The organism is Paenibacillus pasadenensis DSM 19293, from assembly GCF_000422485.1.
Taxonomy (GTDB): domain Bacteria; phylum Bacillota; class Bacilli; order Paenibacillales; family Paenibacillaceae; genus Paenibacillus_O; species Paenibacillus_O pasadenensis.
In genome coordinates this window covers 67,389-93,782 of the sequence record NZ_KE383850.1, presented here as the reverse complement: position 1 = coordinate 93,782, position 26,394 = coordinate 67,389, and the positions used below count along the sequence as shown (strand labels likewise).

Here is a 26,394-nt window from a genome sequence, read left to right as displayed (position 1 = left end):
AACCTCCCTATTTCAGATTGAATACGTCGCCTCCGGCGTGATGCGCCGCAGGAACTGCCGCGTGCGCTCCTCCTTGGGCCTGCGGAACAGCTCCTCCGGCGGCCCCTCCTCGACGACGGCCCCGTCGTCCATGAACACGACGCGGCTCGCGACATCCTGCGCGAAGCCCATCTCGTGGGTGACGACGATCATCGTGATGCCCTCGCGGGCGATGCGGCGGAGCACCGCCAGCACCTCGCCGACGAGCTCGGGATCGAGCGCCGACGTCGGCTCGTCGAACAGGATGACCTCCGGCTCGAGCGCCAGCGCCCGGGCGATGCCGACCCGCTGCTGCTGCCCGCCCGACAGCTGGCTCGGATAGGCGTCCAGCCGCTCGCCGAGCCCGACCTTCTCCAGCAGCTCGACGCTGCGCCGGCGCGCTTCCTCCCGGGGCATCCGGCGGGCGACGACCAGCCCCTCCATCACGTTCTCGAGCGCCGTCTTGTGGCGGAACAGGTTGTACTGCTGGAACACCATCGCCGTGCGGCGGCGCAGCTCGTGGATGTCCCGGCGGCGGATCGAGCGGCAGTCGGCGGAGAAGCCGCCGATATGGATGCTGCCCTCCGACGGCCGCTCCAAAAAGTTCAGGCAGCGCAGCAGCGTTGTCTTGCCCGAACCGCTCGGGCCGAGGATCGCGAGCACCTCTCCTTTTTCCACGCTCAGGTCAATGCCCTTGAGCACCTCCGTCCGTCCGAACGACTTGCGGATTCCCTTCAGCCGAATCATGCGACTCCCCCCCGATGGTAACGACTGACGCGCTTCTCCAATACCGCCCCGATCCGCTCCAGCACGAGCGTCATCGCCCAGAACAGCACCGCCGCGGCCAGGAACGCCTCAAAGTACTTCCAGTTCGTCGAAGCGACGATCTCGGCCTGCGCGTTGATGTCGACGACCGACACGACAAAGGCGAGCGTCGAGGCGTGCAGCATGCCGATGACGAAGTTCGTCAGGTTCGGCACGCTCGCCGCCAGCGCCTGCGGAAAGACGATGCGCCGCAGCGCCTGCGGCACGGTCATGCCGACCGAAAGCGCCGCCTCCATCTGCCCGCGGCTGACGGCGAGCAGGCCGGAGCGGATCACCTCCGAGCCGTACGCGGATGCCGTGATCGAGAACGACAGCATCGCGAACGCGATCATCGGAATGCGCGCCGACGTCCACGACGAGCCGAGCTGACCGGCCACGCTGTCGATCAGCAGCGGCAGCCCGACGTAGAGCAGCAGCAGATGCGTCAGCATCGGCGTGCCCCGGATGACCGTCACCCAGCCGGCGGCGAGCCGGCCCAGCACCGGCACCGAGAAAAATCGCAGCAGCGCCAGCACGCTGCCTGCCGCAAGGCCGCAGAAGGCCGACACCGCCGTCAGCAGCAGCGTCGTCGGCACGGCGGGCAGCAGCTTCAGCAGCGCCTCCGCGATGAACGCCAGGTCCAGATTCATGGCGCGTTCCCTCCTTTCAGCTCCTGGATCGGAGATGGCCGCACGGACGGCCTCAGGCCCGCGAAGCGGCGGGGGCTCCCCGGCTCATCTCCGCTCCGCTCATGCCGCAGCAGCCGGCGCTCGCCGAGCTTCATCAGCTTTTCCAGCACGAACGCGACGACGAAGTACACGAGCGCCAGCGCCAAATACGCTTCGGCGAAATGCTGCGTGAGCGAGGCCAGCGTCTGCGACTTGCCGGTCATCTCCATGACGCCGAGCGTGAAGGCGAGCGAGGTGTCCTTGAGCAGCGCCAGCGTCAGGTTGGACAGCACCGGCACCGCGATCGCCAGCGCCTGCGGCGCGACGATGCGGCGGAATGCCTGCACGCCGGTCATGCCGACCGTGTAGGCGGCCTCCACCTGCCCGCGGTCGACCGCCTGGATCGACGCGCGGATCGTCTCGGAAACGTACGCCCCGGTATGAAGCCCGTACGTCAGGATGACAAAAACGAGCACCGGCGTCTTGCTCACGTCCACATGCGCCAGCTTCAGCAGCTCCGGCAGCCCGTAGTAGAACAGGAACAGCTGGATGAGGATCGGCGTCCCCCGGAAAAACGACGCGTACAGCTGCGAAAGCTGCGCCAGCACGGGGATCCGGTACAGCCGCGGCAACGCCGCCAGCAGGCCGGCCAGCAGGCCGAGCAGCAAGGAGCCGGCGACGATCCGCAGCGTCAGCCCGAGCGTGCCGAGCAGCTTGGGGATGAAGTCGATCACATAGGCAAAGTCAAACGGCAATCCGCCCATCGGCAGGTCCTCCTCGTTCCCGAAGCCGGCTCGGGCTGTTAGTCCTCTTCGGAGGTGAAGTCCGCTCCGAGCCACTGCTCGCTCAGCTTCGCCAGCGTGCCGTCAGCCTTCACTTCCTTGAGCGCGGCGTCAATGTCGTCAGCGAGCTTTTGCGACTCGGGCTCGTTCTTACGGAAGACAAACAAGATGTCCGCCTCCGACAACGCCTTGCCGACCCGCTTCAGCTTGCCCTGGGGATCGATCAGCGACAGCGAGAAGTCGGCTGCGAGCGCCGCGTCCACGCGGCCGCTCGTGATCTGATTCACCGTATCGTTGGCCACTCCGCTGGAGTAGACGATTTTCAGCGGATCGCCGTGCTCCTTGTTGTAGTTTTCCAGAATCTGCGCCTGCGCGCTCGTCGGCGAGGTCAGGAACTTCTTGCCGTGCAGGTCGGCCAGCGACTCGATCGGATCGTTATTGTCCTTGGCGACGACGATCTTGTTGCGCCAATGGGCGTAAGGCTCCTTGTTGAACAGGTACTTCTCCGTCCGCTCCGGATTTTTCTCGAACTCATGCGCGGCGAAGTCGATCTTGCCCGTCTCGAGGCTGAGCAGCAGGCTCTTGAACTCCAGCGTCTGAAACTCGAACTCGTAGGCGGGCAAACGCTTGTCGAGCTCCCGCACCAGCTCCACGTCGAACCCGGTCAGCTTGCCGTTGGCGTCGATGAAGCACACCTGAGGGAACTGCGTGCCCGTGCCGACGATGATCTTTTTCGCCGGCTGCGCCGAGCCTTCCGCTCCGGGCGCCGCACTGGCCTTCGAAGCGCCGGTATCGGCGATTCCGCCATTGGCATCGGCATTGGTTCCGGCTCCGCAGCCGGCCAGCGCCAGCCCCGCGAGCAGCGCGGCGGACAGCAGCAGCGGCCGTGCCGAATAAGTCCAGGATGGTGAAAGTCGTCTGTTCATCGGAATCTCCCCTTTTTCAATCGTTCGCTTAGTCTTGCAGCTGCGGCTGCAGCCGTTTGCGCAGCAGATGCATCGTCCCGTCGCCGTTGCCGAAGTCGATCGCTCGATACCGCTCGTAGCCTTTGCGCTCGTACATCGAGAGCAGCCACGGATGCCGCTCCGCAGTCGCCAGCGTGACCGCCTCTGCGCCCAAGCGGCGCGCCAGCACCTCCTGCTCGACCCAAGACAGCAGCTTGGAGCCGACGCCGCGGCTCTGCAGCTCCGGGGCGACCGCGAACCATTTCAGGAAGGGCAGGTCGGTAATCGCCTTCGCCTCCTCGCCCTTCGACAGCGTGATCGTCGCGGCCAACTCCCCGTCCAGCTCCAGCACGTAGCATTCATGTTCGCGGATGTTGCTTCGGATCAATTCCTCATCCGCATGGGCGGCAGGCCAGCTCAGTTTCAGCTCGCGGATCTGCTCGTAGGCGCCGTAGACGATCTGCTGCAGGCGCGGCGCATCCTTTTCGACGGCGATCCGGTACAGCTCCCCCATCCTGATTCCTCCTCAGCCATTAATTTCATAACAATTCCTATGCAATTAGTAAGAATTAAGCCCTGTGTCTACTGTAGCACCGTCTGCCGCCGCCCGGCCAATAGACTTGTTCTATTCGATCATAGAAAAGGCTTGGAAGCTCCGGATCGCTTCCACCAGCTCGGCATATTCGCCGCTGCGCACGCTGAGGCTCGTCTGCAGGGAGATGCCGGCCGTCTCCGCGATCTCGACGGGCACGAGCCGTCCTTTCGCCGCTTCCTCCCGAATGCAGACGCCAGGCAGGAAAGCGATGCCCGCGCGGCCAAGCACGAGCTTTTTGGCCGTCTCGGATTGATCGGCATGGCAGACGATATCCGGCGGCTGCTCCAAGCTCTCGAACACCCGATGCAGCCGCAGCCAGTCAAGCGACCCGCATTCGAAGAACACCAGCTTCTCCCCCGCAAGCTCGGACAGCTCGATCCGGCCGCGAGCGGCAAACGGATGGCTGTCGTAGACATAGAGCCGGATCGGATCGTCGTAGAGCGGATAGGAGCGGAGGGAGGGATGAGTCAGCTTGCGCACGAACGCGATGTCGATCTCCTGCTCGAGCAGCCGCGCGCCCAGCTCGTCGGTCGTAGCCGTCGTCAGCTTGAACGTCAGCTCGGGGAAGAGGCCCTTGAGGAAGGGCAGAAGCTCCGGAATGATGTAGGTGGAGACGGAGACGGTGCTTCCGATGCGCAGCTCCTGAGGTACGGACGGCTTCTTCTGCAGATGAAGCTTGCCCTTGCGATACGTCTGGAGGATCTGCTGCGCGTAGGAAAGGAACGTCTTGCCCGTGTCCGTCAGCTGCACCCCCTTTGCCTGGCGCTCGAACAGCTTGGCGTCCAGGTCCCGTTCCAGCGTTTGGATGCGTGAGGTAACGGACGGCTGGGAAAGGTATAGCGCATCGGCCGCCTTGTTGAAGCTGCCGTAATGGTTGACGTAGACGAATGCCTCGATATTGTCGATGTTCATGGGCCGCCCCCCAAAGTATATTTATCACATCTACATAGTGGGTTTAATTTGTATGACTATAGCTTACCCCTCCCGGGCTGTCAACGGGCCGTTTGCAGCAGCAGGACGGCCAATCGAAAAAAGCGCCTCGGCCCGCATGGAATGCGGATCCGGGCGCTTCTTGCCGCTTTAGAGCACTTGGCGGCGGCGCTTCGGCCCGTCGCTGCCGCCAGATGGTCGCGGAGCGCTCCCTCCGAGCCGCACCGGGCTGATGAACCAGTAGGACGCGCCGATGAACAGGCCGCCGCCGACGATGTTGCCGAGCGTGACGGGAATCAGGTTATGCAGCCATCCGGCGAGCGTGACCGTGCCGGGATGCGGCAGCAGCAGCGACAGGCTGAGCAGCGTCATGTTGGCGACGCTGTGCTCGTAGCCGCTTGCGATGAAGGCCAGCAGCATCCACCAGATGAGGATGAGCTTCGCCGTCTCCGACTTGGCGCGGGCTCCGCACCAGAGCGCCAGGCAGACGAGCATGTTGCAGAGGATGCCGCGGAAGAACAGCTCGGCATAGCCCAGATGCATCTTTTTCGCCGCGATCGCGAACAGGATATGATCCGGACCGATGCCGTGGAAGACGCCGGCGCCGACGACGAGTCCGCACAGCACGAGCGCGCCGAGCAGGTTGCCGGCGAACACGAACGCCCAGTTGCGAAGCGCATCCCCCCAGGTGACCGTTCCCGAGAGGCGGCCGACCGTGAAATACATGTTGTTGCCGGTGAACAGCTCCGCTCCGGCGAATACGACAAGCGTGAGCGCGATGCCGAAAAACGCGCCCATGACGAGCGAGACGACCGGCGAGTGCGCCGCCAGCAGCGGCGCGCCGATCAGGAAGATCAGCACGATTCCCAGGCCGACATACGCTCCGGCCAGCATGCAGTGCACGAGATAGCGCAGCGGCCGCTCGCGCTGCATCCGGCTTTTGTCCGCAGCCAGCCTCGCCAGCTTCTCCAGCGGTTGTTCGTACATGAGGGCTCCTCCTTCGGTGGCGCGCTAGCCTTTGCCTCCATTGTAGAGGCGCGAGGCAGGAGAGACTGTGATCGTCCTCACGTTTCCGCCTGGAAAAACATGCACGAATGCGGCATAAAAAAAGACAGCCCGCTCGGGGCTGTCTTCGGGTCTGGCCTATTCGTCGCCGGAAGCCTGCTTTTTCAGCGCGGAAGCGCTGTTGTCATGCAGCACCGGCAGCTCGCGGGTCGCGTGCTCCATCGGAGACTGGCATAAGAAGCATGTCGGCACTTCGTCCAGAGCGAAATTTTTGCGCATCCATCCATTGCAGTCCTCGCTTACGCAGGACCAGATCTCGGTGATCTCGGTCGGCAGCTCCGCCTGAGGTTTCTTGCGGGAGTAATACATTCGAGCTTCGCCTCCTGTTCAAAGTAGCCCGCCTCCTGGCGCCGGCAATTCGAGAAAAAAAGCCCTGCTGATGCAGGGCGCGGCAATTAGTAGATTTTAACGACGTTCTCGGCTTGCGGGCCGCGGTTGCCGGCAACGACGTTGAACTCAACGCGTTGGCCTTCATCCAGCGTGCGGAAGCCTTCGGATTGGATGGCGCTGAAGTGTACGAATACGTCTTCGCCGCCCTCTACCTCGATGAAGCCGTAGCCTTTTTCTGCGTTGAACCATTTTACAGTACCTTGTTGCATGGAACATTCCTCCTTGATGGGATTTACGTAAACAAAAGAAAAAGCCGCCGTTCGGAAAAGGGCAGCATCGCCGGCCCTCTTCGCCTAGGCGACTGGTGTCTCCTATACGATTCCCCTATTGTAGCACGTTCCGGTACCCAAAAGCAAAGAATCCGCTGGAAAAAGTTCCACTTTTCACCGGAACTCGCTCGCCGACAAGATGCCGAGCCGCTTGGCCTCGACGATCGCCTCGGAACGGGAGCGCACGCCGAGCTTCTCGAAGATGCGCGTCAAATTGTATTCCACCGTGCGCTGGCTCATGAGCAGCTTGCTCGCGATATCGCGATTGCTGCTGCCGCTGGCGACCTCCTGCAGGATCTCGGTCTCGCGCTCGTTGATGCTGACCTCCTCCAGCACGCGCTCGCCATGCTCCTGCGGCAGCCGGATGTCGCGGCGCCGCAGCTGGCGCAGCAGCTGCACGGGCACGATCGCTTCGCCCCGCAGGACGCAGCGGATCGAGGTGAGCAGCTGCTCGCGCGAGGCGGTCTTGCTCACGAAGCCGCTGACGCCGGACTCGATCAGCAGATTGAAGTTGGGACTGATCTCGTAGCCGGTGTAGATCAGGATCCGGTGCTCCGGATTGGACGCCATCAGGCGCTTGGTCAGCTCCAGGCCGCTGATGACCGGCATGTTGAGATCGAACAGCATGACGTCGAAGGCCTCCGCCTTGACGATCTCCAGCGCTTCCATGGCGGAATGCAGAACCGTAACCTTCATGTCCGGGTCTTGTTCGATCATCGTCTTGGTTCCTTCGCCTACGGAAGGGTGATCGTCAACCAGCAAGATTCGAATCGCGCTCATCTATCCCATCTTCTCCTTCATGAGCCGCCGAATCGATCGGCAGCCAAAGATCGACTTCCAGTCCTTCGCCCGGCTCCGACAGGAACCGGATCCGCCCTGCATGGCTCCGCACCCTTTCCTTGATGCCGGAGAGGCCCATATGCTGATACGAATCCTGCAGCTTCTCGAGCGCCAGCCCGACGCCGTCGTCCCGGTAGCGCAGCCGCACGCCGCCCTCGTCCTCGCGCAGCTCGATGCGGATGAGCGTCGCGCGGGCATGCTTGCTCGCGTTGACGAGCAGCTCCTGCACGATGCGGAACAGCGTCAGCGTCTCCTCGTCGCCGAGCGACTCCGGCGGCTCGCCGGCGTTGAACTCGATCGCGTAGTTCGCGCGGATCTGCTGCTGCTCGAACAGGCTGCGCAGCGATTCGACGAGCCCCATCTCCTTGAGCAGCGGCGGCCGCAGCTCGTTGCACGTCTCGCGGATCTGATGGATGACGTCCAGCAGCCCCTCGCGGATGTCCGTCAGCTGGCCGCGCATCTCCGGCGGCATGTCGTGGTCGAGCATCGCCGCCTCCAGCTTGCGGTACCAGACGAGCTGGTCCTGGAGCGCCGTGTCGTGCAGATCCGAAGCCAGCTTGCGCCGCTCGCTCTCGGCCAGCTGGAAAATCATGCGCAGCACCCACGAGGGCGTTCCTTGGCGCTTGGACATCTCGGCCTCCAGATCTCCGATCAGATTCTCGATCAGATGCAGGTTTTCGAATACGATGGCGCTGTAGTTGGCCAGCGTCTTGAGCCACCCGAGCTCGTCAGGATTGAACTTAGTGCGGTTCGTCTTGTCTCCGATCCAGAGGATCTGGTAGGAGGAGCGCTTCTGCCCGATGACGACGGCCAGCCCCGTCGACAGGACAACGGCGGCGCCGACGCCAAGCCGGCGGCCGCTCGCGGCGAGCTCGCGGGCGGCGATCGCCTGGGGCGTCTCGGCCGCGTCTTGCGCCTGCGGCGCCGATTCCGGCTCATACCGGAAAAAAGCGACCTCGCGCACAGGCAGGATGGACCGCACCTCCTGCTCGAGCACCCGCTCGAGATCGGCCTGCTTCATGACGCGCGAGATGCGCGAGGAGAAGCGGTCGAGGCTGCCCTGGAAGTTGTTCAGGTCCTTGTTCCATTTCGGCCGCAGCCGGTAGTCGAGGAACTCCTTGCCGAACAGGAAGGCCGTGATGAGCAGGTACACGACGAGGAACAGCTGCACCCAGCCGACCCAGGCGAGCTGGCGGTGGTTCGTGAGCACGACCGCCAGTCCCGTGATGAGCAGCGTCGGGAAGAAGGCGATGATCGTGTAGTACGAGAACCGGCTCAGGAAAAAGTCGATGTCGAACAGCCGCTGCGTCGTGAACATGTACAGGTAGACGATCGGCAGTCCAAGCAGGAACGCCGCCGCCACCTGCCCCGGGATGATCGGCACGCCGAACAGCAGCGGCACGCCGAACAGCAGCAGAAACGGCAGAAACCCGACCAGATGGCCGAGCAGCGTCAGCTTGAACAGCGACTTCAAGTCATCCTGCCGATGAGCGAGGTACGAGCGGACCAGCTTGTAGATGATGTATGCGTTGCCGAGCACGAAGTAGGCCATCAGGAAGATCGACTTGAATGGTACCGCCCCAGTCATCTCGATCGCCTGAACGGCAAGCTGCGCGATGAAGCCCGCTTGCATCAGGAGCAGAGCCGCCTTCGAGGCGAACCGCTTGCCGAAGCGCTGCAAGTAGCGGTCCAGGAAGAGCAGGAAGGTCAGCGGCACTCCGGCAAAGGAAGCCGTAAGCACGACTCTGCCGACCAGATCCCCTCTCCCGGAAACCATGGCGCTGAGGTAAGCGAACCCGATGCACAGGAAAAATAAAATCAGGCGGAGGGCAGCAGGGTCTTCTTTTTTTCGCTTGTAGACAAAGGATGAAAAAGAGATAAAGATGAGCAAAGCAATCGAAGGCAGAATGAGATAAAAGATCAACTGATTTCCTACAAGCCTTTGAGGTACGACAAAGGTCAGGTTTTCCTCTCCAGCGTCTGTCTGTCTGACTAAATTTATTGTAGATACCATTTCCAAATAGCCAAAGGTCCGAAGATTGAATAAATGGTCCGGATCTTGCCCGTCTGTCGAAACAAGCCGGTCTCCAACCTGAATTTTTCCATGACCCCAGAACTCCGGCTCGATGCTTTCGACGGTGTATGTGCCGTCTTCGCTTCGTTGTACGTTTACTCCGAGGAGTGGATGAATGGCGATGGTCTGTACGAGATAAAAGGCGAGCAGTAAGACTGTCAGGATGAATCCGACTGGCTTGAGCTTGAAAGACAGCTTAACTCACCTACCCTTGGATGGTTTAAGTCCAGATACCCGATTGCAGCAAGCTGGTTCCCTTGCCTTGCTCCCGGCGCTCCACTACGTCTACGAACGCTCTTTGCTCCGCATCGCTGAGGCCTGCCAGTTGAAGCTGTCCCATTTGAATTCGCATCACAGAGCCGGATTCCTTCACGATAGATTGGATCATTTCTTTCAACATGGTACATCCCTCCGAATTGGGTTTTAAGAGCGTCGCATCTCTTAACTCCACTATAGCAAGGCGCCAGGATGTCGGAAACGAAAAGCAGCTAGGGGAAAGCCGCAAACGTTGTTGCGCGCCCCGCATGCGGCTGCTTGCGGAGATGGCGGGCTGCGGGATGGCGGAGCCGCTGATATGCCGGATGGCGGGATTCAGCCCCTCGGCCGGCGGCGTTGCCCTCTCTTGCACCGAAGAGTCCGCCCGACTCGGTCTGGCTCGCCCCCGCGCCGAAGCATTCGCCCGCACTTGGCCGAGCCGGCTCCCGCACGGAAAGTCCGCCCTTTACTCCGCCAGAGCGAGCATCTGGTCGCGCCAGCCTTCCTCCAGCTCCAGCTGCTCCAGCAGCTCCAGGAAACGGTAGTAATGCGTGCGCATGCGGACCGACGAGTAGAGCATCGTGCCGGTCTTCTCCAGAATCGCCTCCAGCTCCTCGCGCCGGTGGCGGACCTCCTCCATCGAGAGCCGGCCCTCGTAGTAGTCGATTACCCAGCGGTCCTCGTCCGTGACGGCCTGCAGCAGGAACAGCGTCGGCAGCGTAAGCTTGCGGTTCAAAAAGTCGTTCTTGTCCGTCCAGTTGGCCAGATCGCGGATGTCGTTCTTGATCTGGGCGGCGATGCCGAGCTGCTCGGCGTAGCCGCGCACCTGCTCCTTCCACTCGCCGGTGGCGAGCACGGTGCCGATCATGCAGCCGCAGACGAGCAGCGCCGCCGATTTCTGGCTGACCATCGCCAGATAGGCGTCCTCGTCGGGGATGTCGTTGAGCAGGTCGAGCGTCTGCCCGTGCACGGCGGTCAGCACCTGCATGCTGAGCAGCCGCGCGGCCTGCTGCGCCCGCTCCGGCTCGAAGCCGCTCTCGAGCAGCAGCCGCTGCGCGATCATCAGCATGCCGAGCGCCAGGTTCAGCGCAATCTCCGGCCGGTACGCGCTCCACGGGACCGCCGGATTGTCCTGGTCCTGCACGTCGTCAATCATGTCGAGGCTCAGGATCATCAGCTCCACCGCCGCCGCGGCCCGGTAGATCCGCTCGTCGTCCTCGCCCTTGTACATGCGGTAATGCAGCATCGTCATCTTGCCGAACAGCATCGATTCGCTCAGCTTCTGCTCCAGGCAGGCGAGCGCCATCTCGCGCAGCTGCGGCAGCACGAAGTGCGCCTCGACGCTTTCCTTCATCGCCTGCTCCATCCGTCTGATCGTCTGCTCCATCAAATCCCCCCCGATCTGATCCCTATGCCCCAGGTGTGAGCGACTACGGCGTGTGCATGAGGTCCCATGACTTATTCCACAGAAAATTATCCATATCCTTCAATCCCTGGGAGCGGACAGCCGAAAAAAGCCGTTTCCTTGCCTGCAGGCAAGGAAACGGCTGGATAGGACCGCAAGGCCATTCCACGCGGCCTCCGAAAAGTCCCGCCTGCGCCGGCGCGGGAACCGCTTTCTGCATCCGGGACGCTTACGGACCGCCGCTCGGCTCGCCGTCGCGGGGACGCGGGCCGAGCGGGCGCTCGTCACGCGGCTGGCCTCCGCCCGAGCCGCCCGCAGGTCCCGGATCCGGCGCAGGTCCCGAGGCGCATCTCTCGAGCTGCTCCTCGAGCAGCAGCCGCATCTCGTCCGGCTTCAGGCCATACTTCGAGCCGGTCGCGACCGCGCTGCGGAACGACTCCTGCACGAGCGCCCGCGACCATGACCGCCGCGCGGAGCGCTCCGAGCCGCTGCGGCAGACGAAGGTGCCGATGCCTTTGGAGATCGTCAGCAGCCCTTCCCGCTCCAGATCCAGGTAGACGCGGCGAACAGTGATGAGGCTGCAGCCCAATTTCGAGGCGAGATCCCGCAAGCTGGGCAGCTGCATATCCTCCGGCAGCGCCCCGCTGTGGATCAGCTCGCGCAGCTGAGCCTCCAGCTGGGCGTATAGCGGCTGCGCGCTATCCGGCGAGACGCGCAGCGGCAGCTCCCCCGGGAGAAGGGGGAGCGGCTCGGTGCGGTCTGTCATCGGGAAGCCTCCGGCTCGGCCTGCAGCAGCAGGCAGCTCAGCGCGACCTCGTACTGGCCGTCAAGCCCGAGCAGCTGATGCACGCGGCTGTCGTAAAAGCCGAGCACCGGCTGCAGCCTGAGCCCGCTGCCGGCCGAGCAGGCGGCCAGCCTTTCCGTGATGCGGCCCCCTTCGAGCAGGCTCAGCCGGTAGCCGCGCTCGCCGAACAGCTGCAGCGACCGATGCAGGTTGGCGGCGACGAAAATCGCGCCCTGCAGCGGACCGGCATTCACCGCCGGATCGAACAGCGCGGAGCAGCGCTCCTCGTCCGGAGCGCCGAGCTCCTGCAGGCAGTCGCCGTGCGGATGAAAGTAGAACAGCTCCAGCCGCTTCGTCGCCAAGCTGCGCGAGAGGATGTACAGCTCCGGCGAGTCGAGCGCCGCCCCGCCGAGCTCCTCGAGCGGACCGAAGTCCGCGAACGGAGCCGTCTGCGGCTGCTGGCGGCGCAGGCGGACCAGCAGCCGGCGCAGCGCGGGATGGTCGTTCAGGCCGCCCTCTGCCTCCGCCTCCGGATCGTCCGCCAGCCGGGAATGCGGCGCGGAGAAATACCGCTTGGCGGGCGTGGCGGGAGCGTTCATCTGCGCGAACAGCTTGCGCAGCATTTTCATCCGGGAGCGGGTGAGCACCTCGAGCTGGGGATAATGGCTGGAGTTGAGGTGATACGTCAGGGACAGAGAATCTTCGCCGGCGAGCGCGTCGGCGCGCCAGTCGATGAACTTGGATTGCATGGAATCACGCCCTTATGGGTTGATGGTGCGGCCGAGGCGCGGGAGGCGCGAGGCCGCCGGTCGAGGCCAATCAAGGAAAAGGATGCGGGCTGACGTTCAGCTCGGAAGGAGCGATCGGCGAGCTGCGCCAGCCGAGCTCCACCGGCACGTCGTAGATGCGGCGGCTGGCGATCAGCCGCTCGCGCTCGCTGCGCGGCAGCTGGATCGTGCCGGGCACGATCATCTTGACGACATGCAGCCCGAGCTCGCGCACGTCGTCGGTCGTGACGTCGACGCAGAGCGGCTCCAGGCCGCGCGCCTGCAGGGCTTCGACGAGATAGGCGAGCCGCTCCGCCTCGGAGGCGGAAGCGACGGCCGGAGCCGGCGGCACCGGACGCAGCAGCGGCGAGGCCGCCGTGAAGGCCAGCTCCTCATGGGCGAACGGCTGCTCGTAATACGGAAGCCGCAGGCCGTAGTCGGTAATTTGATGCGGCAGCAGCGACGGCAGTCCCTCGGCGTAGATCTGCGCCTTGTTGCCGATGAACAGCTGGCTGATCTCCATCAGCGTCTTGACGACTGCCTCCTCCATGGACAGACGCGCCGAGCCGCCGAAGCTGACGCGGCCGTCGTTCGTCCGGAGCAGGCCGAACGACGACGGAATGCCGGTGTCGCCGGTCGTGTCCACGATCGACAGCTCGAAGCGGCTCTCGTCGAGCAGCTCGCGGAACGGCCGCGCCAGCGGATGATCCCGGATGTCGAGCCGCGGCAGCGAGGCCATGTTGTACCACATCATCATGAACGCGTCGCGCTCGACGATTTCCAGCAGCCCGCCGATCATCGCCTGCTCGAGCGTCGAGCCGGCGGCCGATCCGGTCATCAGGCCGAAGCAGATCGCCGCTTCGTCGTCGCTCTGCGGCACATAGGAGTCCCACGCGATCGCGGCGGGCACAAGCTTCTCGCGGCCGGTCGCGAGCGATACGGCCGGCACCCAGCGGATGCGCGCCTGTTCCGTGAACGGCTGGTAGGGGAACTGCCAGGCCGCGTGCTGCTCCGGCGTGTACAGCGGCAGCTCGCGCGGATGCAGCGCCTCCGCCCGCAGCTCGCTCCACGAGGCGAACACGGTGCGGTCCGGCATGACGTAAGCGGCGCAGTAGCGCTCGACCGCTTCGGCGACCGCCGAGACGTTCGCTTCCTGCAGCGTGAAGCCCATGCCGCTGGCGAACCGGTCGATCAGCCCGTGCTGGCGGCCGCCGAACGCCTTCGGATCGGCCGGAGCGGCGAGGCTGAGGAACAGCGCCGGATCGCCGGGATCGGTGCTGAGGCTCATCAGCCTGCGCACCATGCCGCCCTGCGGGCTGATCGCCCGCGCCAGCGGCTCCGTCAGGCCGAGGGCAAGGCCGAGCGGCCGGCTGGCGACGCTTGGGGACGCCGCCGCCGCGCCGCTCCAGCGGCGGATCAGCTGGCGGCTCATGGCCGATGCACCAGCCCGGCCTCGGTCCACGGCTGGGCCGCGAGCCGCGCCTGATGGCGCAGCCCGCAGGACGGGCAGGTGGGCAGCCGGTACACCGGGTTCACCTCGCCCTGCAGGTGAAAGGCGTCGAACTCGACCTGATGGCCGAGCGACAGCGGCGCGAAGCTGTTCGTGGAGCGGGACAGCCATTTGACCGTCTCCATGACGGCCAGCGACGCCACCATCGACCAGCTCGGATCGAACCGGCTCGGCTTCGGCGCAAGCGGCGGCACGCCGTTCGCGCGTCCGCGCAGCTCCAGGCATTCGTAGCAGGCCGTCTCGCCGGGGACGACGATCGGTCCGAGCCGGCCGACCGTATGCGAGAACGCGACCGGCAGCCACGTCAGCCCATGCTCCAGGGCGTAGGCGTTGAACGCGGCGCCCTGGCGCTCCGCCTGGAGCACGAGCACGAGGTCGCTGCCGGGATCGATCTCGCCGAACGCCGACGCGGCGCGCGCTTCGACGCCGAGGCCGCGCAGGGCGGCGGCGATCGGCTCGGCCTCGCCGCTCTCTCCCCAGCCGCCCAGAAGGGTGACGAAGGCGTTCATCGGGCGCCCTCCTTCTCCAGAATCAGGCAGCGCACATTGCCGTCGCCCTCGACGCTGTACGTGCGGGTGTCCACGATGCGCAGGCCGGAAGCGGCGATGCTGGCGTAGATGTCCGGCTCGGGAAAGAATTTTTTGAACGTGGAGCCGAAATAGCGCTTCGTCTGGCCCCCCTGGATGACCTCGGCGTAAAAATTCATGACCGCGCTCTGATCGTCCAGATTCTCCTCCTCGCCCATGAGCACGAACTGCTTGTGGTCGGGACCGAGATCGAGCGTGACGCCGTTGACGCGGCCGCCGCGCAGCTGGCTGTTGTGGATGTCGTTGGACAGCACGTAGTCGAAGACGAAACGTCCGCCGTCCGCCAGATGGCGCTCCACCGTCTGCAGCATGCGCTCCAGGTCGGCCTGCTGGCGCAGCAGGCTGATGCTCGTCGCCGACAGGATGATGAGCGGGAACTTCTCGCCGAGCTCGAAGCTCGTCATGTCGCCTTGGCGCACTTCGATGCGGTTCTTCAGGCGCGGCGGCAGCTGCTCGCTCTTGCGGCGGCACAGCTTGAGCATATCCTCCGACAGGTCGAGGCCGACCGTCTGGAAGCCGCGATTGGCCAGATGCATCAGAACGCGGCCCGAGCCGCAGGCCAGCTCCAGCACCTTGCCGTCGCCCGCAAGGGCCGCCGCCTGCTCCAGCAGCAGCGGGATGTCGTAGTCCGTGCGGCCCGCCACCGCCTCGTAGAACTCGGAATAGTACCCTTCATACAGGTCGAAATCCTGGCTGCCGGGCAGCCCCAAATTCCTCAGGTCCTTGAATACGCCGAAATACATCGCAACCGCCTCCTCGCGTCGAATGGATAGGGATAAGTGCCGCTTTGAAGCGCCGTCCGCCCTCGCGGAAGCCGCCGGGCGCCAAGGCCCGGGAACCGGCTCCGCTGCGGACGATGCTTGATCGGGCCGGGTATCCGGCCGGGCGCTGCGCCGCCGTCTGGCCGCCGGGTATCCGGCTCTCGGCGCTGCTTATGGATGCTCTTCGCCGGGTATCCGGCTCGGGTGCTGCTTATGGATGCGCTTCGCCGGGTATCCGGCTTGCGGTGCTGCTTATGCGTGGCGGACCCTCGAAACGGAGCTCCCGGTCGGGCAGCCGCCTCAGGCGCTGCCGCCGTCAGATGGCGGTCCAGCCGCCGTCGACGACGAGATTGTGCCCGGTGATCATGCCGGCCGCGTCCGTCGCCAGGAACAGCGCCGAGCGGGCGATGTCCTCCGGCGTCGCGAACTTGCGCAGCGGCAGCTTGGGCAGGTTGGCCCGCAGGAACTGCGGGTCGGTCAGATGCGGCTCGCTCGCCTCGGTCAGCACGAACGTCGGCGACACCGTGTTGACGCGGATGCCGTATTTGGCCCATTCGACCGCGAGCGCCTTGGACAGATGGATGAGTCCGGCCTTGCTGGCGCAGTAGGGAGCGCGGTTCTCGTTGGCGACGACGCCGTGCTGCGAGGCGATCATGACGATCGAGCCGCGCTTCTTGCGGACCATCGCCTTGGCCACCTCGCGGGTCAGGAAAAACGTGCCCTTGAGGTTGATGTCCACGACAAAGTCCCATTCCTCCTGCGTGAGCGACAGCGCCGGCTGCAGCAGGTTGACGCCGGCGTTGTTGACGAGGTAGTCCACGCCCGCTTCAACCTCGCCGCCGATGCGCGCCGCCGCCGCCTCGATCTGCTCGAATCGGCGCAGGTCGAGCGGCAGGCAGCTCGCCTGCACGCCATGCTCCCGCCGCAGCGCGGCGGCGCTCTCCTCCAGCAGCGGCAAGCGATCCGGCAGCTCGGTCAGGACGAGCGACGCGCCGGAGGCGGCGAACTGCCGCGCGATCTCCTCGCCGATGCCGCGCCCGGCTCCGGTCACCATCGCCCACTGGCCGAGCAGCGGCCGGGCCGCCGCCTCCTCCCCCCGGACGGCCGGGGGCGGAATCGGGACGGGGCGGACGGACGGCGTCTCCTTGGTGATGTCTATCGCCATGTGCGCCCCTCCTTACATCGTCGACCGAAGCGCTTTGTAGATCAGCTTCGGCGTCGGCTTTTGCCCGTAGAGCAGCACGCCGACCTGATAGACCTTGGCGGAAATCCAGCAGGCGAGGACGGAGGAGGCAAGCAGGATGAGCGTCGGCACGAGAATCTCCGTCCAGGACGGGTCGGACATGCCGATCCGGACGAACATCGCGAACGGCGTCGCGAACGGGATGTAGGAGCTGACGACGGCGAGGCTGCCTTCCGGGGAGCCGAGCGAGAGCAGCGCGACCACGAAGCCGCCCATCATGAGGAGCGAGACCGGCAAGGTCACGGCGTTGACCTCCTCGCTGCGGCTGACGAGCGAGCCGCAGGCGGCGAACAGCGCCGCGTAGAAGAAGTAGCCGAGGATGAAGAACATCACGAGCAGGACCATCGTCTTGGCATCCAGCATCGAGAAGTCGACCGTGAAGCCGAACAGGCTGAGCCCGCTGCCCGAGCCGGAGGCGAGGATCATGCCGTAGCCGATGCCGAGGATCAGGACGAACTGCAGCAGGCCGGCGAGGCCGACGCCGAGCACCTTGCCGAACAGCAGCTGCTCCGGCTTCACCTTGGTGATGAGGATCTCTTTGACGCGCGAGCTCTTCTCGACCGAGACGGAGGTAGCCACGCTGCCTCCGCACATGTAGAGCAGCAGATAGAGCATGAAGCTGATCAAGTAAATCGGCATGTACATGGAGAACATGGACTTGCTGCCCGCCTTCAGCTCCTGCACGTCGAGCTGCAGGGCCGCGGTCACGCGCTCCTTCTGCGCCGGGTCCAGCGTCAGCTTGGCGAGCTCGCTCGCCGTGTACGCCCCTTGCAGGTAGGTGCCGAGCGCTTCGGCGTAAGGCGCGTCGTCGAGCTTGTTGACCGTAAGCGAGAGCACCGGCTTGCCGTTCTTCTCCTCGATCGCCGCCAGGCCGAGCAGGCTGTCGTCGTCCTTGGCCAGCTGCGCCAGGGCTTCGGCTTCTCCGGACGGCTCGATCAGCTTCCAGGCGTAGGAGGGCGATACGCCCTGCTGGAGGCTTTCCGACGTGACCGCCAGGTCCGTCTTGTTGACGACGGCGATCGTGCCGTCCACCGATTCGCTGTCCGATTGCAGCAGCTTGGGGAGGAAGATGAGCGCCGCCAGCAGCACCGCTGCGATGTAGATCGTCAGCGTGAACGCTTTGGAGCGGAGACGCTCCCGGAACGAGTACTGGAATACGAGGCCGAACTGCTTCATGCTCCTTCGCCTACCTTTTCAATGAAGATTTCATGGAGCGTCGGCTCCTTGATCTCGAACTTGAGCAGCTTCACGCCCGCGCCCGCCATCGACTGCATGAGGCCGTGGGCCTGCTCCTCGCTGTCGACCTTGACCTGCCACTCGTGGAGCGACTCCTCGACCGGCCGCACGCCGAACGTCGCCAGATGCGGGGTCAGGTCCTGCTCGCTGCGCAGCAGCAGGCTCGTGCGCCCGTAGGAGCGCTTGATGTCGGCGAGCTTGCCGGAGACCGTCATCTCGCCGCGCTTCAGGATGCACACCTGGTCGCAGAACCGCTCGACCTGGCCCATCTGGTGGCTGGAGAAGATCATCGTCTTGCCGAGCTTCAGCTGGTCCTGCACGACGGCGGCCAGCATGTCGGAGTTGACCGGGTCGAGGCCGCTGAACGGCTCGTCGAGGATGACCAGCTCGGGATCGTGGATGAGCGACGAGATGATCTGCACCTTTTGCTGATTGCCCTTGGACAGCTGCTCGACGCGCTTGCCCTCATGCTCGGCGATGCCGAGCCGCTCCAGCCAGCCGCGCATCGCCTTGACCGCCGCCGGCCGGGACAGCCCTTCCAGCATGGCGAAGTAGACGAGCTGCTCGCTGACCTTCTCCTTCGGATACAGGCCGCGCTCCTCCGGCAAATAGCCGATGCTCGGGCGGTTGTCCTTGATCGGCTTGCCGTCCCACGTGATGGAGCCGGACTCGTACTCGACCAGGCCGAGGACGGAGCGGATCGTCGTCGTCTTGCCCGCCCCGTTGCCGCCGAGCAGGCCGAACGCCTGGCCGGTGCGAGCCTCGAGCGAGATGCCGTGCAGCACCGTCTTCCCTCCGTAGCGCTTGATCAGATGATTGATTTCCAGTCCCATCTCATATCCCACCTTGTCTTGGTTTGGAGCCGGTCAGGCCGGCTGTCTCATCGTCCGGAAAAACTTGCCCATATGATAGAGCATGACGACCGCGATGCAGGCGGTCACGAGGAAGCTGAAGGCGCCGATCCAGGCTTGCAGCCGCTGCTGCACCTGCAGGATGCCCCACAGCCAGAAGCAAGGAGTGAACGCCGTCGCCGCCGCGCCGTAGGCGAGCAGGATCGCGCGCTCCCGGCGGCTGGCGCCGCTTTGGGCAGCCTCCCCGCGGAATTTCGTCAGCCGCAGCAGGCTCCACAGGGAGCGGAACGCCTTGGCGCGCAGGTTGGCGATGCCGAGGCCGTGGCTCAGCATCCAGTAGCCGTCGAGCTTGACGAGCGGCAGCAGGTTGAGCACGCTCATGCCGAGGTTGGCGAAGGCGTAGTACAGCAGCAGCTCCGACGGCTGCGCTCCGGCCGCTTGGAGCGCGCCGTAGGCGAGGATGGCGAGCGAGGAGAGCAGCCACTGGCTGAACACGCCCGCCGCCAGCACGGCCAGCTTATGCCGCCGGCGCCGGAACGTATACGTGTCGCTCACGTCGCAGAACATCGCCGGGCTGAAGTAGAACAGCATCGCGCCCATCTGCTTCACGCGCCCGCCGTAATATTTGCACGTCATGCCGTGGCCGAGCTCGTGGATGACCGTCGTCAGGACGATCATCGCGTAGATCGCCGCGTACTGGCCCCAGCCGAGGCCGTACGGGTCGAGGCCGACGGTCAGCTGCGGCTGCGACAGCAGCAGCGCGAACGCGCCGAGCATGACGAGCCCGTAGGCGGCGATTGCCGCCGGGTGGAGCAGCAGGCGGATGAGCGGCAGCCGCCGGTCCAGCCAGGCGTCGGGATCGACGGAGAAAAACTTGATCGTCGTCAGGTCGTCGATGCGCCAGTTGAAGCGCCACTTGCGGGCTCCGGCCGCCTCCTCCTCCGGCAAGGCCGGGTCGAGGAAGCCCCATTCGCCGAATTTGGCGGCGAGATAGGCCCGCTCCTCCTCCGTCAGGCTGCCGGCGTAGGCCGGGGCGGCTTGGGCGGCCGCTTCGCCCTGCGGCGGGTCCGCGGCGGCGGCGGGGACGGCGGCGAGGAACTGCAGGTACTCCGTCTCGCGCGGCCCCATGCGGATGAACTTGCGGCTCGATTTATGTTGAACCAGGAATAGGTTGTTTTCGATCTCATGGATATCGAAGGCTGATGATGCGGTCGACATCTCGTTCACCTCGAATCGTGGATAATGTCCGGGTCAGGCTTCATCGTTAATCCAGGAAAAAAATAATGCGGCGATGCTCGTCATGGGGAGGACTCCCCCGCCCGGCTCCATCGTCCGGGCGGGGAGAGAGTCTCCCATCTGAAGCGGCTGAGAGGCTCAGCCGGGTCTTGCGGGCGATTGTTCGTCCGAAGCGGTTCTTAGGTGAAGGCGATGATGGCCGTGACGGCTGCGACGGCGCCCAGGCCGACCGCTACGCCTTCGACGAAATCTTTGCCGCTGCCCGGAGCGGATACGTCCTCCAGCAGCTCCATGTGCAGGTTCAGCGATTGGTTCATGGATGATTCCTCCTTGGATAGGGTTAAGTAAAGCTTCGATTACGTGAAGGCGATGATGCCGATGCCGATCGCGACGCCTACCGCTACGCCGGCGATGTACGCGCCGTCGCCCGGTGCTGCGATGCTTTCCATTTCCTCCAGTTGGAGGGACAGAGCTTGGTTCATGGTTTTGGCCTCCTTTCCGAAAAGGTACGGGGTCGCTCTTACGTGAAGGCGATGATCGCCGTGACAGCCGCGACGGCGCCCAGGCCGACCGCTACGCCTTCGACAAAGTCCTTGCCGCTGCCCGGAGCGGATACGTCCTCGAGCAGTTCCATATGCAGGTTCAGGGATGGATTCATGGATCATTCCTCCTTGGATGAAAGTGGATGGGATAAATGGATTACGTGAAGGCGATCGCGCCGATGCCGATGCCGATACCGATGCCGACGGCAACGTCTTTCCAGTCCGGAGCGGAAACAGCTTCCAGCTCCTCGAGCTGCAGGGACAGGTTTTTCATGGATTTCACCTCCTTGGCGTAATGTCGGATGCAGGGAAACGCGGATTACGTGAAGGCGATGGCGCCGATGCCGATGCCGATGCCGATGCCGATCGCGACATCGCCCCAATCGACCGGAGCGGCGACCGCCTCGAGCTCTTCGAGCTGCAGGGACAGGTTTTTCATGGATTTCACCTCCTCTCAAGGAATATCGCTATGCGGGAATCGGAACTAGGTGAGGGCCGCGATGCCGAGTCCGATGGCGATGATGACGACAGTATCTTGCCAGCCTGGAGCCGCGACGGCTTCCAGCTCTTCGAGCTGCAGGGAGATTTCGTTCATGGATCTCACCTCCTGAAAGGGAATGGGCGGAGCGGGAGCGATTAGAACAGGATGATCGGGTCGATCGGGAACGGAAGCGGGATCGGAAGCTTCGGGAACGGAAGCGGCCAGATTGCCATCACGGTCATCACCTCCTGAGCGGAATGTCGCCGTTGCGAAAAGGGTCAGCGGAAGGAAAGGAAGCTGCCGATGCGGTGCAGGCAGGCCCGCAGCCGGGAGATGACGGCGGCCTCCGGCTCCGGCTCGGCCGGAGTCAGCTCCAGCGGCGAGGCCAGGTCATGCTTGGCCGGACTCATGCTCGCTCTCACCTCCCTCCCAGCGAGCGGGCGACGATCTGGACGATCTTGCGGATCTCGCCGTCCTCGATGATCAGCGGAGGGAACAGGTGGAAGCCGGTCGTCACGCCGGGCGTGTGGATCGGGTAGACGAGCAGGCCGCGCTGCCTCAGCCGGGCGACGACCTCCCGCAAGCGGTCCGGATCGAGCAGCGCCCGGGCCGAGCGGTCCGAGGTCAGGGCGACGCCGATCATGAGCCCTTTGCCCCGCGTCTCGAGGAACATCGGATTCGCAGCCAGCGCTTCCTCCAGCAGGCGGCGGAGCAGCTCGCCCTTGCGGGTCACCTCCGCCAGCAGGCCGGGCCGCTCCAGCGCCTCAACAGTCGCGAGGCCGGCGGCGCAGGCGATCGGATTGCCGTTCTGCGTCGACAGATGCTCGATATGCGATCCGGCCCGGGCGAACGCCTGGTAGATCGCGTCGCTGAACAGCGTCGCGCCGAGCGGCAGATAGCCGCTGTTGATGCCCTTCGACAGGCAGAGGATGTCCGGCGCCGCGCCGCTGTGCTCGAAGGCGAACATGCGTCCCGTGCGTCCCATGCCCGTCGCCACCTCGTCGAAGGCGAGCAGCGCGCCGGAGCGGTCGCACAGCTCGCGGACCCGCCGCAGGTAGCGGTCCGGCAGCGGCAGGATGCCGCCCGAGCCGATGATCGGCTCGAGGATGATGCCGCCGAGGCGGCCCTCCTCTTCCTCGAACAGCCGCTCCAGCTCCGCCAGCCGGCGCTCCAGCAGCTCGCCCTCCAGCACGGCGGGCTTGCCGTCGTCGCCGAGCGGCACCGGATGGAACCGGAAGCCGGGCACTCGGGGGCCGTAGCTCTCCGAGATCTCCTGGTCGATGCCGCTCGCGCTCATCGAGCCGTAGTACGTGCCGTGATAGGACTTGTCGAGCACCGCGATGAGCGTGCGTTCCGGACGGCCCGACAGCTGATGGAACTTGCGGATGAGCTTGATTGCCAGCTCCACCGACTCCGAGCCGGTGCAGGTGTACGCGACCTTGGCCAGCGCCGGCGGCGTCAGGCGCAGCAGCGTCTCGGCAAAGGCGAGCGTCGTCGGGTTCGCTCCGTCGACAGGGTTGACATAAGGCAGCCGGTCGAGCTGGTCGACGATCGCCTGGCGGATGCCGGGATGCCGATAGCCGAGCGAGACGTTCCAGAGCCCGCTGATGCCGTCGATGTACGTCTTGCCGTTCGTGTCCTGGACGTAGATGCCCTCGCCGGCCGCGAAGGAGGGGAAGGCTTCGCCCAGACGGACATCCTTGAGCGGATGGACGATCGGGTAGCCGGGCGGCGGCAGCGGAGCCACCGGAGCGGCGGCGCTTCCCGGCGCAGGGACGGATGCAGGCGCCGGCGCAGACTCGGGCGCAGATGCAGGTGCAGGTGCAGGTGTCAGCATAGCGGATCTCCTTTCGTTCACGATGCCCGTGCGGGCAGATTGAGGCAGCCTTGGCGGCTGAACAGCTCGATCGCCTGGCTGACGGCGGCCGCCGCGTAGGACGGCTCCGTGCCGTACGCCGCTTGCAGCGCGCCGGCCAGCTCGGCTTCGGTCGCGCCGACCATGAGCCCTTCGAGCAGCAGCGCCATCGGCTCGCTCAGCTTGAGCACCTTTTGGCTGACAGCCTGGTAGAGCACCGGCGTGCCGTCCGTCGTCAGGAGAAAGACCGCCTCGCTGACGAGCGAGGGACGCTCGGCGCCTCCGGCCAGCGGGTAGTAATGCGTGCAGGTCGGCAGCGAGACGAGCAGCGTCTCGGCGTCCAGCGCGGACAGCGCCTGCGTATGGCGGCGGAGTCCCTTGACGAGCTGGACCACCTGCATGTAGCGATGCAGCATGACATGCTTGCGGCGGATGGAGCAGTACTGCGCCGCCGTCATGTAGGACGGCAGGAACGCGCACTGGGAGCAGGTCGATCGAATCTCGCAGGAAGCGCATCCGCGCAGCAGCTGCTCCTGATCGGACAGCACCGCGGCCTGCATGAGCAGCTGGTCGGGCGTATCGTCCAGATGGCCGATCGGCGCGCAGCCCCGGCAGGCGGCGACATCGCCCTCCCCGTCCGCGAACAGCCTCGGCAGCTTGCGGGCCGAGCAGGCGCCCGCCGCCGACCAGCGGCAGCTGTCCGTTACGTACGACTGGACCTCGTAGCCATGCGCGAAGCGTCCCGTGCGGCTGAACGCGTCGACGTCCTCCAGGAACCGGTCGAGGTCGCGCTCGCTGCGGATGTCCAGCAGCCGGAAGTCCGCAGAAGCATCGGCGCCTTCCTCGGCTGCGGCTTCCTCGTAGCGCTGGCGCAGCAGCGAGATCGGCTCGGCCAGCAGGAAGTCGTTCAGCTGAAGCTGCCAGCGGCCGCCGCCCAAGCGTTCCAGCCGGTTGGCGTTGGAGAGATAGGTTCCCTCGCGCTCCGCCTCGCTGCTCGCCTGATCGAAGCGGCGGTCGAGCCGCTTCCACTTGCCGTCCTGGTCATAGAAGATCGGGGGCTCGACAGAATTCGAGTTTTCTTCCCCGCATGCTTGGTTTTGTTCGAAGAAGACGGCGCTGTTGAGGGCGGAGTGCTCGCCTATGCGTCGAATCGTCTCGGGCCTCCAGCCGTCCTCGCCGACGCCGATATGCTTCGCGCCGCCCCCGAGGACATGGGCCGGATAGTGCCCGGTCATGAAGGCGAGAAAGCCGTTCACAAGCGCCGTCTCCGGGCTGGAGCCGAATCGCTCGCGCGCCAGCTCCTCCAGCGGAGACGGCAGCAGCGTGCGGGCTTGCGCGCCGGCGGCAGCCGGGACGGCAGCAGCGATCGCATCCCGGGCGAGCAGTCCTTCGTCCAGGCACTGTCTGAGCTGCCCGGCGACCCGCCGCGCCCCCGACTCCGTGCTGCCAGGCGCTGTCTCCAGCACGATGCGCAGCCGCAGGTCCGGGTAGGCGATCCTCAGCTCCCGCAGCATGTCGGCCAGAAAAGGCTCCGCCTCGGCCAAGCTGTCCGGCAGCCGCAGCGTCAGCGTGCTGGCGCCCAGCTCCGCGAGGCGGGCGGCGCCGCCTCTCCGCCAGCGCTCCAGCGTCAGCTCCGCCGACCAGGTCGCGCTTGCTCGGCACGCCTCCAGCGCTTCGGCGACAGCGGCCTCCCGCGCCTCGTCGGCAGTCGCCGCCTCGTAGCCGAGCAGCTGCAGCTCCGGCCGCATCTGGCGGGAAGCGGCGGCCGCGAGCCGAATGTCGCGGAGCAGCCGCTCCGGCGAATGCAGCCGGATGCCGCCCGGGGCCGCATCGCCTCCGAGGCGATCCGCCGCCTTGACCGCCAGCAGCGGAGCCTGCCGCATGGACGCCGCATCCTCCCATACCCCGGCGATGGCATCGAGCGCGTCGGCCTCGTCCGCTTCCTCGCTCGGCGCGTCCGGCTCCAGCAGCCGGTGCAGGACGCGTTCGGGCTCCGAGCGGACGAGCCGCTCCACCGCGTCCGGCAGCGAGCCGTCCGGCAGCTCGGCCGCCCATTCGCCGAACCAGAAGATCCGGAGCGAGCCGTCCAGGGCTCCGAGCGTCCCGCTCAGCTCCCGGCAGAGACGGTAGGAGGCCGGAGTGACGTGGAAGGCGACGGCATCGTTGCCGAGCGAGAGCAGATCCTCGGCCGTCTCGTACAATCCGGCCAGGCTGGCCTGGATGTACTGCGCCGTCGGCGTGCCCTGCTGCCTGAAGTAGGCCCTCACGTACCGGCAGTCCAGCTGGTCCGTCGCTGCGAACAGCCTCGGCGAGCTCGCCTCCAGATGGACCAGCGTCAATCCGCTTCCGAATGAAAATCCCTGCATGCCGTCTCCTCCTCGCCCTCGTCGTCTCTTCGTTCCGTTGCCCGCTTCCGGTTCGTGCTGTCGTTGTTTCCCTTGATTTCACTATAAGCGATCTTTTTCCATTTCACACCGAAAACGAGGCTTCGTCATTCCACAAACGGCTTGCGGAAAAGAACCGAAAAAAAGCCGCAAACCCGCGCCATGGCGCGGGTTTGCGGCTTTGCGGAGGCGGCGCTGCCGCCGCTGCGGGAATTGCGGCGGCGCGAGCCTGGATCAGCGGCTGCCCTGCAGCCGCTCGTACAGCTCCCGCGTCCGCGCGGGATCCTCTTCATTGTAGTACACATAGCGGCCATCCAGCCGGAAGCGGATGTACGGCGGGCGGTCGCGATAGACGAACAGCTGCGCCTTGCCGAGCTCCCTCAGCCGGAAGCTGCCTCTCAGCACCTTGCCCGTCGCTTCCCCGCTGAGCTTGGCTCCTCGCGGAATCTCGTCCGTCAGGCTCAGCTCGGCGACCTCGCCGAGGTCAAAGGAGGCGGAGTGCAGCGGATAGTCGATGCGCACCTGCTTCTCCGCCAGCTCCAGCTTCGGCGAGACGAGCTCGGACACGAGCAGCAGGGCGCAGGCGAGGCCGAGCACCGCCGCTGCGAGCCCCAGCGTCACGCCGAGGAACCACTTGCCGCCGCGCGACGCCGAGTTCACCGTCATCCCGATGCCGACCCGCTTGGCGACGAATACGGCCGAATCATGCGGATTATGATAGGTGAACCCGTTCGCCCACCATTCGTCCTCTTCCTCCGGCTTGCCGGGCCTTGCCGTCGGAGCGGACCAGCCTTCGCGGCGCTTGAGCGCCAGCGTCGTCCGGAACGCGCGGCGGAACGGCCGGACGAGCAGCAGGACGAAGGCGAGCAGCCAAGCCACGAAGTAGAGGGACTGGAAGGCAATCCAGTCATAGAGCGCGTAGAGCGGGATCAGCGCCAGCGCCATGCCGAGCGCGGCGGTCTTCATCTCGCGCCGGAAGCGGGCGCTCGCCGCCTCCAGCTCGGGATGCGACGCCGCTTCCGGAGGAAGCGCCACCGCGAACCGCATGCCATGGCGATAGGCGGCCTGCGGGAGATAGGTGCCCAGCATCGAGGCGTACACGATGACGACAACGACCG

32 protein-coding genes are annotated in these 26,394 nt (G+C 65.3%); all 32 read right to left on the bottom strand.

The genetic code is table 11. The features are described from left to right. Nucleotides 1–12: 12 nt before the first annotated feature. The 32 genes from H582_RS0116110 to H582_RS0115945 all read right to left on the bottom strand — a co-directional run bounded on the left by H582_RS0116110 (nucleotide 13) and on the right by H582_RS0115945 (nucleotide 26,377). Nucleotides 13–765 (bottom strand): amino acid ABC transporter ATP-binding protein, encoded by a 753-nt coding sequence (locus H582_RS0116110; RefSeq protein WP_028599339.1) that lies wholly within the window; start codon nucleotides 763–765, stop codon nucleotides 13–15. Beyond that, nucleotides 762–1,472, bottom strand: coding sequence for an amino acid ABC transporter permease (locus H582_RS0116105; protein WP_028599338.1), 711 nt, complete (start codon nucleotides 1,470–1,472; stop codon nucleotides 762–764). Before H582_RS0116105 ends, H582_RS0116110 begins: the two co-directional genes overlap by 4 nt. Beyond that, nucleotides 1,469–2,254 (bottom strand): amino acid ABC transporter permease, encoded by a 786-nt coding sequence (locus H582_RS28000; protein ID WP_052333338.1) that lies wholly within the window; start codon nucleotides 2,252–2,254, stop codon nucleotides 1,469–1,471. Before H582_RS28000 ends, H582_RS0116105 begins: the two co-directional genes overlap by 4 nt. A 38-nt stretch (nucleotides 2,255–2,292) precedes the next feature. Next, complete coding sequence (locus H582_RS0116095; protein ID WP_052333337.1) at nucleotides 2,293–3,198, bottom strand: transporter substrate-binding domain-containing protein; 906 nt, start codon at nucleotides 3,196–3,198, stop codon at nucleotides 2,293–2,295. A 28-nt stretch (nucleotides 3,199–3,226) separates the two neighbouring features. Further along, on the bottom strand, nucleotides 3,227–3,730 hold the full coding sequence (locus tag H582_RS0116090; RefSeq protein ID WP_028599336.1) for a GNAT family N-acetyltransferase: 504 nt from the start codon (nucleotides 3,728–3,730) through the stop codon (nucleotides 3,227–3,229). Nucleotides 3,731–3,841: 111 nt separating this feature from the next. Then, a complete protein-coding gene (locus H582_RS0116085) occupies nucleotides 3,842–4,723 on the bottom strand; it encodes a LysR family transcriptional regulator (RefSeq protein WP_028599335.1) in 882 nt (293 codons plus the stop codon). Nucleotides 4,724–4,891: 168 nt separating this feature from the next. Further along, nucleotides 4,892–5,728: a formate/nitrite transporter family protein gene (locus H582_RS27995; RefSeq protein ID WP_052333336.1), complete on the bottom strand. Its 837-nt coding sequence runs from the start codon at nucleotides 5,726–5,728 to the stop codon at nucleotides 4,892–4,894. Between the two features lie 156 nt (nucleotides 5,729–5,884). Next, nucleotides 5,885–6,115 (bottom strand): cold-shock protein, encoded by a 231-nt coding sequence (locus H582_RS0116075; protein WP_028599334.1) that lies wholly within the window; start codon nucleotides 6,113–6,115, stop codon nucleotides 5,885–5,887. An 86-nt stretch (nucleotides 6,116–6,201) separates the two neighbouring features. Then, nucleotides 6,202–6,405 (bottom strand): cold-shock protein, encoded by a 204-nt coding sequence (locus H582_RS0116070; RefSeq protein ID WP_028599333.1) that lies wholly within the window; start codon nucleotides 6,403–6,405, stop codon nucleotides 6,202–6,204. A gap of 174 nt (nucleotides 6,406–6,579) precedes the next feature. Next, nucleotides 6,580–7,245 (bottom strand): response regulator transcription factor, encoded by a 666-nt coding sequence (locus H582_RS0116065; RefSeq protein ID WP_028599332.1) that lies wholly within the window; start codon nucleotides 7,243–7,245, stop codon nucleotides 6,580–6,582. Continuing rightward, entirely contained in the window at nucleotides 7,217–9,046 is a 1,830-nt protein-coding gene (locus tag H582_RS0116060) for a sensor histidine kinase (protein ID WP_164820114.1), read from the bottom strand. Before H582_RS0116060 ends, H582_RS0116065 begins: the two co-directional genes overlap by 29 nt. 553 nt (nucleotides 9,047–9,599) lie before the next feature. Further along, nucleotides 9,600–9,779, bottom strand: a complete 180-nt coding sequence (gene comX, locus H582_RS32015) for a competence pheromone ComX (RefSeq protein WP_127464377.1) — start codon at nucleotides 9,777–9,779, stop codon at nucleotides 9,600–9,602. Nucleotides 9,780–10,100: 321 nt separating this feature from the next. Beyond that, nucleotides 10,101–11,021 carry a polyprenyl synthetase family protein gene (locus H582_RS27990; RefSeq protein ID WP_084137366.1) on the bottom strand — a complete coding sequence of 307 codons (921 nt, stop codon included), beginning with the start codon at nucleotides 11,019–11,021 and terminating at the stop codon, nucleotides 10,101–10,103. Nucleotides 11,022–11,268: 247 nt separating this feature from the next. Then, nucleotides 11,269–11,805 (bottom strand): GntR family transcriptional regulator, encoded by a 537-nt coding sequence (locus H582_RS27985; protein ID WP_052333334.1) that lies wholly within the window; start codon nucleotides 11,803–11,805, stop codon nucleotides 11,269–11,271. Next, a complete protein-coding gene (locus H582_RS27980; protein ID WP_043111465.1) occupies nucleotides 11,802–12,572 on the bottom strand; it encodes a nitroreductase family protein in 771 nt (256 codons plus the stop codon). The genes H582_RS27985 and H582_RS27980 overlap by 4 nt, the downstream gene beginning before the upstream one ends. A 70-nt stretch (nucleotides 12,573–12,642) precedes the next feature. Beyond that, entirely contained in the window at nucleotides 12,643–14,022 is a 1,380-nt protein-coding gene (locus H582_RS0116030) for a YcaO-like family protein (protein WP_028599329.1), read from the bottom strand. Next, the gene (locus tag H582_RS0116025; RefSeq protein WP_028599328.1) at nucleotides 14,019–14,609 is read right to left on the bottom strand and encodes a TOMM precursor leader peptide-binding protein; all 591 of its coding nucleotides are present in this window, start codon (nucleotides 14,607–14,609) and stop codon (nucleotides 14,019–14,021) included. The genes H582_RS0116030 and H582_RS0116025 overlap by 4 nt, the downstream gene beginning before the upstream one ends. Then, on the bottom strand, nucleotides 14,606–15,430 hold the full coding sequence (gene mpaM, locus H582_RS30230) for a daptide-type RiPP biosynthesis methyltransferase (RefSeq protein WP_052333333.1): 825 nt from the start codon (nucleotides 15,428–15,430) through the stop codon (nucleotides 14,606–14,608). Before mpaM ends, H582_RS0116025 begins: the two co-directional genes overlap by 4 nt. Nucleotides 15,431–15,764: 334 nt before the next feature. Next, nucleotides 15,765–16,613 (bottom strand): SDR family NAD(P)-dependent oxidoreductase, encoded by an 849-nt coding sequence (locus H582_RS0116015; protein WP_052333332.1) that lies wholly within the window; start codon nucleotides 16,611–16,613, stop codon nucleotides 15,765–15,767. A gap of 12 nt (nucleotides 16,614–16,625) precedes the next feature. Beyond that, on the bottom strand, nucleotides 16,626–17,867 hold the full coding sequence (locus H582_RS30225; RefSeq protein WP_052333331.1) for an ABC transporter permease: 1,242 nt from the start codon (nucleotides 17,865–17,867) through the stop codon (nucleotides 16,626–16,628). Beyond that, nucleotides 17,864–18,760 carry an ABC transporter ATP-binding protein gene (locus tag H582_RS0116005; RefSeq protein ID WP_028599326.1) on the bottom strand — a complete coding sequence of 299 codons (897 nt, stop codon included), beginning with the start codon at nucleotides 18,758–18,760 and terminating at the stop codon, nucleotides 17,864–17,866. The genes H582_RS30225 and H582_RS0116005 overlap by 4 nt, the downstream gene beginning before the upstream one ends. 33 nt (nucleotides 18,761–18,793) lie before the next feature. After that, a complete protein-coding gene (gene mpaP / locus H582_RS0116000; protein ID WP_028599325.1) occupies nucleotides 18,794–19,996 on the bottom strand; it encodes a daptide biosynthesis intramembrane metalloprotease in 1,203 nt (400 codons plus the stop codon). Between the two features lie 197 nt (nucleotides 19,997–20,193). Continuing rightward, entirely contained in the window at nucleotides 20,194–20,331 is a 138-nt protein-coding gene (locus H582_RS32440) for a daptide-type RiPP (RefSeq protein ID WP_164820113.1), read from the bottom strand. Between the two features lie 39 nt (nucleotides 20,332–20,370). Then, on the bottom strand, nucleotides 20,371–20,496 hold the full coding sequence (locus H582_RS33165) for a daptide-type RiPP (RefSeq protein WP_255309619.1): 126 nt from the start codon (nucleotides 20,494–20,496) through the stop codon (nucleotides 20,371–20,373). A gap of 38 nt (nucleotides 20,497–20,534) precedes the next feature. Then, entirely contained in the window at nucleotides 20,535–20,672 is a 138-nt protein-coding gene (locus H582_RS32435) for a daptide-type RiPP (protein ID WP_164820112.1), read from the bottom strand. A gap of 41 nt (nucleotides 20,673–20,713) precedes the next feature. Further along, nucleotides 20,714–20,830, bottom strand: coding sequence for a daptide-type RiPP (locus H582_RS33250; RefSeq protein ID WP_304363383.1), 117 nt, complete (start codon nucleotides 20,828–20,830; stop codon nucleotides 20,714–20,716). Between the two features lie 45 nt (nucleotides 20,831–20,875). Then, entirely contained in the window at nucleotides 20,876–20,995 is a 120-nt protein-coding gene (locus H582_RS33245) for a daptide-type RiPP (protein WP_304363382.1), read from the bottom strand. Between the two features lie 45 nt (nucleotides 20,996–21,040). Beyond that, on the bottom strand, nucleotides 21,041–21,151 hold the full coding sequence (locus H582_RS33240) for a daptide-type RiPP (protein ID WP_304363381.1): 111 nt from the start codon (nucleotides 21,149–21,151) through the stop codon (nucleotides 21,041–21,043). 164 nt (nucleotides 21,152–21,315) lie between these two features. Next, nucleotides 21,316–21,447 carry a hypothetical protein gene (locus H582_RS33160; RefSeq protein WP_255309618.1) on the bottom strand — a complete coding sequence of 44 codons (132 nt, stop codon included), beginning with the start codon at nucleotides 21,445–21,447 and terminating at the stop codon, nucleotides 21,316–21,318. An 8-nt stretch (nucleotides 21,448–21,455) separates the two neighbouring features. After that, a complete protein-coding gene (gene mpaD / locus H582_RS27965; RefSeq protein WP_127464376.1) occupies nucleotides 21,456–22,874 on the bottom strand; it encodes a daptide-type RiPP biosynthesis aminotransferase in 1,419 nt (472 codons plus the stop codon). Between the two features lie 17 nt (nucleotides 22,875–22,891). Beyond that, nucleotides 22,892–25,258 carry a hypothetical protein gene (locus H582_RS32010; protein WP_028599324.1) on the bottom strand — a complete coding sequence of 789 codons (2,367 nt, stop codon included), beginning with the start codon at nucleotides 25,256–25,258 and terminating at the stop codon, nucleotides 22,892–22,894. 252 nt (nucleotides 25,259–25,510) lie between these two features. Beyond that, nucleotides 25,511–26,377, bottom strand: a complete 867-nt coding sequence (locus tag H582_RS0115945; RefSeq protein ID WP_240479034.1) for a DUF5808 domain-containing protein — start codon at nucleotides 26,375–26,377, stop codon at nucleotides 25,511–25,513. Nucleotides 26,378–26,394: the final 17 nt, after the last annotated feature.

What these genes read in the sequence shown, in the direction of transcription:
- H582_RS27985 (WP_052333334.1), bottom strand. Translation starts at nt 11,805, where the DNA reads ATGACAGACCGCACCGAGCCGCTCCCCCTTCTCCCGGGGGAGCTGCCG.
- H582_RS28000 (WP_052333338.1), bottom strand. Translation starts at nt 2,254, where the DNA reads ATGGGCGGATTGCCGTTTGACTTTGCCTATGTGATCGACTTCATCCCC.
- mpaP (WP_028599325.1), bottom strand. Translation starts at nt 19,996, where the DNA reads ATGTCGACCGCATCATCAGCCTTCGATATCCATGAGATCGAAAACAAC.
- mpaD (WP_127464376.1), bottom strand. Translation starts at nt 22,874, where the DNA reads ATGCTGACACCTGCACCTGCACCTGCATCTGCGCCCGAGTCTGCGCCG.
- H582_RS0116110 (WP_028599339.1), bottom strand. Translation starts at nt 765, where the DNA reads ATGATTCGGCTGAAGGGAATCCGCAAGTCGTTCGGACGGACGGAGGTG.
- H582_RS0116065 (WP_028599332.1), bottom strand. Translation starts at nt 7,245, where the DNA reads ATGAGCGCGATTCGAATCTTGCTGGTTGACGATCACCCTTCCGTAGGC.
- comX (WP_127464377.1), bottom strand. Translation starts at nt 9,779, where the DNA reads ATGTTGAAAGAAATGATCCAATCTATCGTGAAGGAATCCGGCTCTGTG.
- H582_RS33250 (WP_304363383.1), bottom strand. Translation starts at nt 20,830, where the DNA reads ATGAAAAACCTGTCCCTGCAGCTCGAGGAGCTGGAAGCTGTTTCCGCT.
- H582_RS0116025 (WP_028599328.1), bottom strand. Translation starts at nt 14,609, where the DNA reads ATGAACGCCTTCGTCACCCTTCTGGGCGGCTGGGGAGAGAGCGGCGAG.
- H582_RS30225 (WP_052333331.1), bottom strand. Translation starts at nt 17,867, where the DNA reads ATGAAGCAGTTCGGCCTCGTATTCCAGTACTCGTTCCGGGAGCGTCTC.
- H582_RS0116105 (WP_028599338.1), bottom strand. Translation starts at nt 1,472, where the DNA reads ATGAATCTGGACCTGGCGTTCATCGCGGAGGCGCTGCTGAAGCTGCTG.
- H582_RS32435 (WP_164820112.1), bottom strand. Translation starts at nt 20,672, where the DNA reads ATGAATCCATCCCTGAACCTGCATATGGAACTGCTCGAGGACGTATCC.
- H582_RS33160 (WP_255309618.1), bottom strand. Translation starts at nt 21,447, where the DNA reads ATGAGTCCGGCCAAGCATGACCTGGCCTCGCCGCTGGAGCTGACTCCG.
- H582_RS33240 (WP_304363381.1), bottom strand. Translation starts at nt 21,151, where the DNA reads ATGAACGAAATCTCCCTGCAGCTCGAAGAGCTGGAAGCCGTCGCGGCT.
- H582_RS33165 (WP_255309619.1), bottom strand. Translation starts at nt 20,496, where the DNA reads ATGAACCAAGCTCTGTCCCTCCAACTGGAGGAAATGGAAAGCATCGCA.
- H582_RS33245 (WP_304363382.1), bottom strand. Translation starts at nt 20,995, where the DNA reads ATGAAAAACCTGTCCCTGCAGCTCGAAGAGCTCGAGGCGGTCGCCGCT.
- H582_RS32010 (WP_028599324.1), bottom strand. Translation starts at nt 25,258, where the DNA reads ATGCAGGGATTTTCATTCGGAAGCGGATTGACGCTGGTCCATCTGGAG.
- H582_RS0116070 (WP_028599333.1), bottom strand. Translation starts at nt 6,405, where the DNA reads ATGCAACAAGGTACTGTAAAATGGTTCAACGCAGAAAAAGGCTACGGC.
- H582_RS0116095 (WP_052333337.1), bottom strand. Translation starts at nt 3,198, where the DNA reads ATGAACAGACGACTTTCACCATCCTGGACTTATTCGGCACGGCCGCTG.
- H582_RS0116085 (WP_028599335.1), bottom strand. Translation starts at nt 4,723, where the DNA reads ATGAACATCGACAATATCGAGGCATTCGTCTACGTCAACCATTACGGC.
- H582_RS27990 (WP_084137366.1), bottom strand. Translation starts at nt 11,021, where the DNA reads ATGGAGCAGACGATCAGACGGATGGAGCAGGCGATGAAGGAAAGCGTC.
- H582_RS27995 (WP_052333336.1), bottom strand. Translation starts at nt 5,728, where the DNA reads ATGTACGAACAACCGCTGGAGAAGCTGGCGAGGCTGGCTGCGGACAAA.
- mpaM (WP_052333333.1), bottom strand. Translation starts at nt 15,430, where the DNA reads ATGTATTTCGGCGTATTCAAGGACCTGAGGAATTTGGGGCTGCCCGGC.
- H582_RS0116075 (WP_028599334.1), bottom strand. Translation starts at nt 6,115, where the DNA reads ATGTATTACTCCCGCAAGAAACCTCAGGCGGAGCTGCCGACCGAGATC.
- H582_RS27980 (WP_043111465.1), bottom strand. Translation starts at nt 12,572, where the DNA reads ATGCAATCCAAGTTCATCGACTGGCGCGCCGACGCGCTCGCCGGCGAA.
- H582_RS0116005 (WP_028599326.1), bottom strand. Translation starts at nt 18,760, where the DNA reads ATGGGACTGGAAATCAATCATCTGATCAAGCGCTACGGAGGGAAGACG.
- H582_RS32440 (WP_164820113.1), bottom strand. Translation starts at nt 20,331, where the DNA reads ATGAACCAATCGCTGAACCTGCACATGGAGCTGCTGGAGGACGTATCC.
- H582_RS0116030 (WP_028599329.1), bottom strand. Translation starts at nt 14,022, where the DNA reads ATGAGCCGCCAGCTGATCCGCCGCTGGAGCGGCGCGGCGGCGGCGTCC.
- H582_RS0116015 (WP_052333332.1), bottom strand. Translation starts at nt 16,613, where the DNA reads ATGGCGATAGACATCACCAAGGAGACGCCGTCCGTCCGCCCCGTCCCG.
- H582_RS0116090 (WP_028599336.1), bottom strand. Translation starts at nt 3,730, where the DNA reads ATGGGGGAGCTGTACCGGATCGCCGTCGAAAAGGATGCGCCGCGCCTG.